Genomic DNA, 6,229 nt, shown 5'->3' with positions numbered 1-6,229 from the left:
TTTTCTTATTTCTGAAAAAGTGTACGCACATGTGCGTGCGCGCGTAACAGGTTACAAAGGATTTGTCAAGGGGTAAAGGAGAAAATATGAAAAATAAAGAAAATATGAAGAAGTTTTACGATACAATAGCAGAAAAATACGATTTTATCTTTTCACTTTCAGATGTTCAGAAAAATTTTTTTCAAAAATATGTTACAGGAAAAAAAGTGCTTGATGTAGGAGCTGCAACAGGTAATTTGTCAAAATTTCTAAAAAATGAAGGATATGATGTAATTTCCATTGATATAAATGAAAAATTGATTGAGCAGGCTAAAGAAAAAAATGTTGATGTAAAAAATTTGGATATGATGAAAATTGATAAATTGGGAAAATTCGACACAATAATAAATGTTGGAAATACATTACCACATTTGAATAGCAAAGATGAGATTTTTTTGTTTTTAAAAAAGGCTTATTCACAGCTTGAAAATAATGGGAAACTGATTATTCAGTTAATAAATTTTTATAAATTTTTTGAAAATCAAAAATCTGAATCTAATTTTTTGGGAAATTTACCATTGATTGAAAATGAAAATGTGAAATTTGAACGTTATTATTACAAAAATTCTGATAATAATGTGATTTTTAAAACTATTTTGGATGATAAGCTTGAAAATGAAGAAATTTTAACAAATGTTAATTATTTTGATTTTATGAAATTTTTTGAACAGTTAGGAATAAGCAATGTAAAAGTATTTGGAGGCTTTAATGAGTCTGAGTTTGTTTTGGAAAAATCACAGCCATTAATATTTGTGATTACAAAAACTGATGAGATTTAGTTTGAAATATGTTGTAAATATATAAATTTTTGTAAGAATTAAGATGAAATTTTAAATAATAAAATAGAGTATGCGTTCTCTTGAATTAACGTAAATAATCAATAAAGGAGAAATTTATGATAATTAATGGATTTAATTATTATAAAGTAAAAAGTAAAAATTATGAAATCTTTTAAAAATTTTATAAAGGTAACTTTAATTGGAGCTCCGCTTCTAAATAAGATTATAGGAATATTTCTTATATCAATGCTGCCTATAATTGAACTTCGTGGAGCAATACCGATTGGAGCAGCTATTGGATTACCTTGGTATTTGAATATGATTGTTTCAATTATTGGAAATATGCTTCCTGTACCGTTTATTCTTTTATTTGTAGTAAAATTATTTGAATTTATGAAAAAGAAGAATATATTGGTAAACTTTATTGAAAAAATTGAAAAAAGAGCGATGAGCAGAAGTGAAAGTATCGCAAATAAGGAATTTTTGGGACTTATGATTTTTGTAGCTATTCCATTTCCAGGAACAGGTGCTTGGACAGGAGCATTGATTGCGGCATTACTTCAATTTGACAGAAAAAAATCTTTTTTATATATTCTTTTTGGGGTATTAATTGCAGCGGCTCTTGTAACATTGGGAGTATACGGAGTGATAGGATTTTTAATATAATTTTTAAATAATATCTTTTCAAAATTTTAAATATATGCTATACTAAAAAAGTAAATTTTAAAATAAGGGAATGTTTTGGTTTCGACAGGATAAAAAGATTACTATTGGCAAGTAAGTGGGAGCTTTAAAATCCAACTTAAAAATAATCGGAAACGATAATTACGCATTAGCTGCCTAAGATAGCGGCTCATCTCTTTTGGAAACGCCATTTTTCCATTAGATGATGTCATTTTTAATGGCTTACTTGGATGTATGATTATGTCATCTAAGGAAAATTTATAATCTCGCCTTTAGACTTTTGTCTGTTTAATATCTAATGGTTAAAGCGTTAAATAGACTAAACTTGTAGAAGATAGTAAGAACTTTTTATTTTGGACACGGGTTCGATTCCCGTCATTTCCACCAAAACAGAAAATAAAAATCGAATTATTAAATAAACTGTAAGCGAGTTGCATAACTCGTTTTTTCTTTTTTGAAAATACTTTATTGAAAAAAACAAAATATTAATATATAATGGATTTATAAAAAGAATTGGAAACGAAAGGAGAGTGTAATTTTAGGTCAAAGTGTTATTTTGAGCATAAAAAATTACAATTTATAAATAAAATGAGAAATTATGATGTAATTGTAGTTGGTGCTGGACACGCAGGAATTGAAGCGGCATTGGCATCAGCGAGATTAGGATTGAATACAGCAATTTTTACAATAACATTAGATAATATAGGTGTTATGTCTTGTAACCCGTCAGTTGGAGGGCCTGCAAAAAGCCATCTGGCTAAGGAAGTTGACGCATTAGGTGGAGAAATCGGACGAAATATGGATAAAAGCTTTGTACAAATGAGAATTCTAAATACCAAAAAAGGACCAGCAGTTCGTTCGTTAAGGGCTCAGGCAGATAGAAAAATTTACGCAAGGGAAATGAAAAAAACAATAGAAAATCAAGAAAATTTAGATACCGTTCAAGATATTGTCACAGAATTAATTGTTGAAGAAGTTGAAATTTTTGAAGATGATTCTAGAAGAATTGAAAAAGTTATAAAAGGGATAAGAACTAAGACAGGAATGGAGTTTTTTGCAAAAGCAGTTATACTTGCAACAGGAACATTCTTAAGAGGGCTTTTATACATTGGAGATAAGAGGGTAAAAGGTGGAAGAATGGGAGAGTTATCGGCAGAAGATTTAACAACTTCCCTGAAATCTTTAGGATTTAAAATGGATAGATTCAAGACAGGGACACCTCCTAGACTTGATATCAGAACATTAAATCTGGAAAAATTGGAAGAACAACCAGGAATAACAGGTATTCCATTAAAATTTTCAATGAGAACGCCAAATAGTGAAGTTCTAGAAAAACCTCAATTATCATGTTACATAACACGGACAAATGAAACAACACATAAACTAATACTTGATAATCTAGATAAAGCACCGATGTATAATGGAAGTATAAGCAGTACAGGGCCAAGATACTGTCCGTCAATTGAAGATAAAGTTGTAAAATTTAATGATAAAGACAGCCATCATCTGTTTTTGGAACCAGAGGGATTTGATACGGCAGAGGTCTACATAAGTGGACTTTCCACAAGCTATCCCGCTAGTTTGCAACAAAAGATAGTGAATACAATTGATGGACTTGAAAATGCCCATATAATGCGATACGGTTATGCGGTGGAATACGATATTGTAGACCCTAGCGAACTTGACTACACTCTTGAAACCCGTAAAGTAAAAGGACTTTATTTAGCTGGACAGCTAAACGGGACAAGCGGTTATGAAGAGGCTGCTGCACAGGGAATTATCGCAGGAATCAATGCAGCTTTAAAAATTAAAGGAGAAGAGCCGTTTATTTTAGACAGAGAAAGTTCGTACATTGGGACAATGATAGACGATTTAATAAATAAGGAACTGTTTGAACCATACAGAATGTTTACCGCAAGATCTGAATTCCGACTTATTTTACGTGAAGACAACGCTGATATAAGACTTTCTGAAAAGGCTTATAAAATCGGGCTTCTTGATAAAAAATATTATGATATTGTACAGGAAAAGAAAAAAAATGTTAAGGAAACAATAGAAAACCTTGAGAATATAAAACTTGGAAGCAGTAACCAAAGACTCATGGAAATTCTTGATAAATATAACGAAAGTCTAAAAAGTGGAACGACTTTAAAGGAAATTTTACGCCGTCCAAAAGTTACATATCAGGATATAAAATATATCGCTGAAATCATTGAAAATGTGCCAAATCTAAATTTTGACGATGAAACTGAATATCAAATTGAAGTTCAGACAAAATATGAAGGCTACATCGCCAAAGCTATCCAAATTATGGAAAAACAGCAAAAACTGGATGATAAAAAAATTCCTAAAAATTTCGACTATGACAGTATGAAGGGAATTACAAGAGAAGCAAAACAAAGATTAAAAGAAAATAGACCATATAATGTAGGACAGGCATCCAGAATGTCTGGAGTAACGCCAGCAGATATTTCTGTGCTGCTCATGTATTTAGATGGAGTTTTAAAATAAAATCTAGCTATAAAAAAACTTTTATATATTAATGGAACGTAAGGAGAAAAAGTGGAAAATATAAACGAAGAAGCCAATTTAAGAGAATATTTCTTAAACTTGCTTTCAAAATCAGAAATTAAAGTGCCAGACGAAAAAATTACACAAATGCTAAAATTTTTAGAACTTTTATATAATAAAAATCAAATTATGAATTTAACGGCAATTCGAGAGAAAAAAGGAATGCTGGAAAAACATTTTGTAGATTCCTTACTTTTAACAAAAGTTATAAATGATGATGAAAAATCTTTTATAGATGTGGGAACAGGCGCTGGATTTCCTGGGCTTGTACTTGCCATTTATTACCCAGAGAAAAAGTTTTTGCTAGTAGATTCAGTAAGGAAAAAAATAGAATTCATAAATGAAGTAATAAAAGAATTAAATTTACAGAATGTAACCACAAGTTTTGAACGTGCAGAAGAATTAATAAAAGATAGAAGAGAATGTTTTGATGTTGCTCTTTGTCGAGGAGTAGCCAATTTAAGAATAATACTGGAGTATATGATTCCATTCATAAAAGTAAATGGACGATTTTTACCGCAAAAATTAAACCTAAACGAAATAGAGGAATCGAAAAATGCTCTAAAGATTTTAAATGCAAAAATAAACAAAACTTTTGAATTTAATCTTCCGGAAAGTATGGATAAAAGGATAATTTTGGAAATTTTAAAACTGCAAAAAACAGACAAAAAATATCCAAGAAAAATAGGAATTCCATCCAAGAAGCCGTTATAAATAAAAAGTTTAAAAATTGTAAAATTATTAGAAACAAGAACTGAGATTTTGTCTCAGTTTTTTTATTTATATGAAGAAAATAAATTTTAAAACAAAAAATGACTACTTAGTAATTACTAAGACAGCTAATATTTTTTTTCCAAATTTTCCTGAATTTTCAACTTTAGTATATTAAACCTTACTAAGTATAGAAATTTTAAGTACTTGAAAAGTTTATATTATTTAAGTATAATGACTAAACAAAAAATATTAAGATAAATAAAAATAGGAGATAAATATATGGAAAAAATAAATCTAAATAATGAAAATGAAAAATCAAATAGCATTTTTACTGCAAAAAGGGAGATAAAGCATGCATTTGTAACAGGAGCAACGGGGCTTTTAGGAAATAATCTTGTAAGAGTGCTAGTTAATAGAGGAATAAAAGTAACAGGATTAGTACGGAATATAAAAAATGCAAAAAAACAGTTTCCAGATTTAGAAATTACTTTTGTAGAAGGAAATCTTAATAATCCAGATAGCTATAAAGAAGCTCTTAAAGGATGCGATGGACTTTTTCATACAGCAGCTTATTTCAAGGAAGCGTATAAAGGTGGAGAAAATCACTGGTCGAAACTTTATAATACAAATGTGAAAGGAACTATAGATTTAATGACTGCTGCAAAAAAAGCAGGAATAAAAAACATGGTTCACACTTCTTCGATTGCAGTACTTAAAGCAGAAAAGAATCAGCTTATTGATGAAACAATGTTACGTGATAAACATGACAAAGAAATTAATGATTATTACCGTAGTAAGATATTAAGCGATGAAGCTGTTAAAAAATTTTTGAATGAAAATCCTGATATATTTTGTTGTTTTGTACTTCCAGGATTTATGTTTGGTCCTGGAGACATGGGACCTACTTCATCAGGACAGCTTGTTATGGATTATGTAAATAAAAAGATACCAGGAATTATACCCTCAAGCTATAGCGTTGTAGATGCACGTGATGTAGCAGAACACGAAATAATGGCAATGGAAAAAGGAAAAAGAGGAGAATTGTATCTTGCAGCTGGAAAATTTATGACTATGAAAGAATTGTTAGAAGAATTATCTAAAGTAACAGGAATTCCAGCTCCAAAAAGGGTTATACCTTTACCTTTTTTAAAAATACTGGCTGTATTTAATGAATTAATCAGTAAATTAACTAAAAAAGAGACATTAATAAACAAGGCTACAATACGTGTCATCAAAAATGATTATATGCGAAATAATTTCAGTCATAAAAAAAGTAAAAAAGAATTAGGATGTGAATTTAGATCGTTGGATGAAACTTTAAAGGATGTTATAAACTGGTATAAAGAAAATGGATATTTATAATTATCTAAAAAATATTGTTTTAAAACATAAATTGCAATATTAATTGCGACATTTTACCAAATTTTTTTAAAAACTAATTT

5 protein-coding genes and 1 other RNA gene are annotated in these 6,229 nt (G+C 29.3%); all 6 read left to right on the top strand.

Going from position 1 to position 6,229, the window contains the following annotated elements:
- The first annotated feature begins 86 nt into the window (after positions 1-86).
- The 6 genes from Q0370_RS04635 to Q0370_RS04610 all read left to right on the top strand — a co-directional run bounded on the left by Q0370_RS04635 (position 87) and on the right by Q0370_RS04610 (position 6,149).
- Positions 87-818 carry a bifunctional 2-polyprenyl-6-hydroxyphenol methylase/3-demethylubiquinol 3-O-methyltransferase UbiG gene (locus tag Q0370_RS04635; RefSeq protein ID WP_299572747.1) on the top strand — a complete coding sequence of 244 codons (732 nt, stop codon included), beginning with the start codon at positions 87-89 and terminating at the stop codon, positions 816-818.
- A 159-nt stretch (positions 819-977) separates the two neighbouring features.
- Entirely contained in the window at positions 978-1,484 is a 507-nt protein-coding gene (locus tag Q0370_RS04630) for a small multi-drug export protein (RefSeq protein ID WP_147004712.1), read from the top strand.
- Positions 1,485-1,550: 66 nt separating this feature from the next.
- Positions 1,551-1,889: a transfer-messenger RNA gene (gene ssrA, locus Q0370_RS04625) on the top strand.
- A gap of 201 nt (positions 1,890-2,090) precedes the next feature.
- Positions 2,091-4,013 carry a tRNA uridine-5-carboxymethylaminomethyl(34) synthesis enzyme MnmG gene (gene mnmG, locus Q0370_RS04620; RefSeq protein WP_299572740.1) on the top strand — a complete coding sequence of 641 codons (1,923 nt, stop codon included), beginning with the start codon at positions 2,091-2,093 and terminating at the stop codon, positions 4,011-4,013.
- Between the two features lie 51 nt (positions 4,014-4,064).
- A complete protein-coding gene (gene rsmG, locus Q0370_RS04615) occupies positions 4,065-4,787 on the top strand; it encodes a 16S rRNA (guanine(527)-N(7))-methyltransferase RsmG (protein WP_299572737.1) in 723 nt (240 codons plus the stop codon).
- A gap of 279 nt (positions 4,788-5,066) precedes the next feature.
- Positions 5,067-6,149 (top strand): SDR family oxidoreductase, encoded by a 1,083-nt coding sequence (locus Q0370_RS04610; protein WP_299572733.1) that lies wholly within the window; start codon positions 5,067-5,069, stop codon positions 6,147-6,149.
- Positions 6,150-6,229: the final 80 nt, after the last annotated feature.

This window comes from uncultured Leptotrichia sp. (assembly GCF_938036635.1).
Classification (GTDB): domain Bacteria; phylum Fusobacteriota; class Fusobacteriia; order Fusobacteriales; family Leptotrichiaceae; genus Leptotrichia; species Leptotrichia hongkongensis.
This window is presented reverse-complemented; position numbering and strand designations above follow the sequence as displayed.

Excerpts from the sequence above, each read along its gene's own strand:
- Q0370_RS04635 (WP_299572747.1), top strand. The coding sequence starts at position 87 with ATGAAAAATAAAGAAAATATGAAGAAGTTTTACGATACAATAGCAGAA.
- mnmG (WP_299572740.1), top strand. The coding sequence starts at position 2,091 with ATGAGAAATTATGATGTAATTGTAGTTGGTGCTGGACACGCAGGAATT.
- Q0370_RS04610 (WP_299572733.1), top strand. The coding sequence starts at position 5,067 with ATGGAAAAAATAAATCTAAATAATGAAAATGAAAAATCAAATAGCATT.